The organism is Lamprobacter modestohalophilus, assembly GCF_016583905.1.
Classification (GTDB): domain Bacteria; phylum Pseudomonadota; class Gammaproteobacteria; order Chromatiales; family Chromatiaceae; genus Lamprobacter; species Lamprobacter modestohalophilus.
In genome coordinates this window covers 1-1,997 of record NZ_NRRY01000137.1, presented here as the reverse complement: position 1 = coordinate 1,997, position 1,997 = coordinate 1, and the positions used below count along the sequence as shown (strand labels likewise).

The following is a 1,997-nucleotide window of genomic DNA, read 5'->3' as shown; positions in this document are numbered from 1 at the left end:
GCTGCACCGAAAGCAGGAGCATGCGCAGACTCAGCATCGAGAGGACTGACTGAATTGAAAGCCCGGTTGAAAGATTGACCAATTCGGTTGAAAGAACTCGGCCATCACACCGGTCTTAAGGGGTCAGTTCGTCGCAACCAACCTTGACCTGCGTGCGCAATCATCGACCAGGCTCGATCCGCTTGCGCAACCATCGCCCTCTGGCTGTCACCCCTTCTCGAGAGACCATCATGCAGAAGCAATCCTTACCCCTGATCGCGCTAATCTCCTCCTCACTGCTTTTGGCGTCAGCCGCGCAAGCCGAGACCGCGACCGAGGCGCCCCTGCCCAGCTATCAACAGGCACTGGACGCCTTTCAGGCGGAACGCGCCAAGACCGGCGGACCCAAGCTCGATGCGGCCGATCGGGCCATCATGCAACGGGCCGCTGAGGATCTGGCGACTGCAATGCCAGAGCCAGGACTGGCGGTCGGCACTCAGGCGCCCGACTTCAGCCTGCCGAACGCCTTTGGTGAGCGCGTGCGGCTCTCCGATCTGCTCGCCGAAGGGCCGGTGGTGCTGACCTTCTATCGTGGTGCCTGGTGCCCCTACTGCAACCTGCAGCTGCGCGCGCTGCAGCAATCCCTGCCCGAGATCGAGGCTCGGGGTGCGCAGCTCGTCGCGGTCACGCCGCAATTGCCGGACAAATCCCGTGAGCAGGTCGAGGACGACGGCTATGCGTTCGAGGTCTTGAGCGACCTGGATGATCGGGTGATGCAAGCCTATGACCTCTACTTCGAGGTCCCTGCCGATCTGGATGCCGTCTACCGTGAGCGTCTCGGCTTGGACCTGGCCGAGTACAACGGCCCCGATCGGCGGGTGTTGCCGGTGCCGGCAACCTTTGTGATCGATGGTGACGGCGTGATTCGCGCTGCGTTTGCCGACGTCGATTATCGCAAACGCATGGAGCCGGCCGCGATCATTGCGGCCTTGGAGCAGGTCGGCGATTAGCGGCGGAGACGAGCGCTCCATCCCATCGCAGATGGGGAGTGCTGTGAGCCAGATCGCGCGGCATGAGGTGCAACTCCGGGCGCCTCACGCGCAGACCAGCCAGGCTGGCAGCGACCCTATTGTCTGTCATCCCAGTGGCGTTAATCGCAGCAGCGCATTGAGCCACTGCTCGGCTTCGCGCCAGGAGCGCCGGTCAGCCGTGGTCCAGGTCTCCAGCAGCGTCAGCTCGGGCACGCTGTCGAGCAGCTCGGCCAGCGCGGTCTCATTCAGGTCGGTGAAGTGACGGCCGCCGCTGTCGCGCTCGCCGTGTCCATACTTGAACGAGACGTAGAGCACACCCTCGGGGCGCAGCGCCCGCGCGAGACGTTGCAGCACAACGGGCAGCTCGGCCAGCGGCACATGCAGCAGGCTCGCGCAGACCCAGATGCCATCGAAGCGCTCGCACCAGTCGATCGCCTGGAAGCGCTTCACCTCGACCGGCAGTCCTGTGTGTATCTCGGCCAGGCGCGCCAGCGGCGGTGACGGCTCAATGGCCGTGACGGCATAACCCTGCTCCCGAAACGCACGGGCATCGCGACCGGAACCGCAGCCAGCGTCGAGAATCGCCGCACCGGGCGCCAGCTTGGCCAGAAACGGCGCATAGAGCGGCGACATGTCGACGTCGACCGTCGCGGCGAAGAACGGCTCGGCATCGGCGCCATAGCGGGCGATGGTCAGATCGGTGGAGGTGGCTATGTCGGTCACGGGAAACCCTAGTGTCGGGCTGATAGGAGGATCGGCGCGCAGAGGTCTGCGCCAAGTCGCTGAAGACGATCCTGCTCGCTGGCACCAGGTGGTACCTGCTGGGGATTGGGGAAATCGGCGAGCTGATTGCGATACCTGCTCGGCATCCTGTACGCATTGCTCCGGGCGGAGCAAGGGGGAACGAGGTGAAAACGGCGGCAGATTCAGAGAGAGACGTCGTCAGGCGTCAGGCTCTGGGGCCGATGGCCCCAGACTGCAATCCTG

Annotated in this window: 2 protein-coding genes; one reads left to right on the top strand and one right to left on the bottom strand. The window is 64.3% G+C overall.

The window, feature by feature from the left end; translation table 11 throughout:
- Positions 1 to 230: 230 nt before the first annotated feature.
- On the top strand, positions 231 to 989 hold the full coding sequence (locus CKO42_RS26335) for a peroxiredoxin-like family protein (protein WP_200252378.1): 759 nt from the start codon (positions 231 to 233) through the stop codon (positions 987 to 989).
- 126 nt (positions 990 to 1,115) lie between these two features.
- On the opposite strand, the gene CKO42_RS26330 is transcribed toward CKO42_RS26335, so the two are convergent.
- Positions 1,116 to 1,733 (bottom strand): class I SAM-dependent methyltransferase, encoded by a 618-nt coding sequence (locus CKO42_RS26330; RefSeq protein ID WP_338035013.1) that lies wholly within the window; start codon positions 1,731 to 1,733, stop codon positions 1,116 to 1,118.
- Between the last annotated feature and the right edge of the window lie 264 nt (positions 1,734 to 1,997).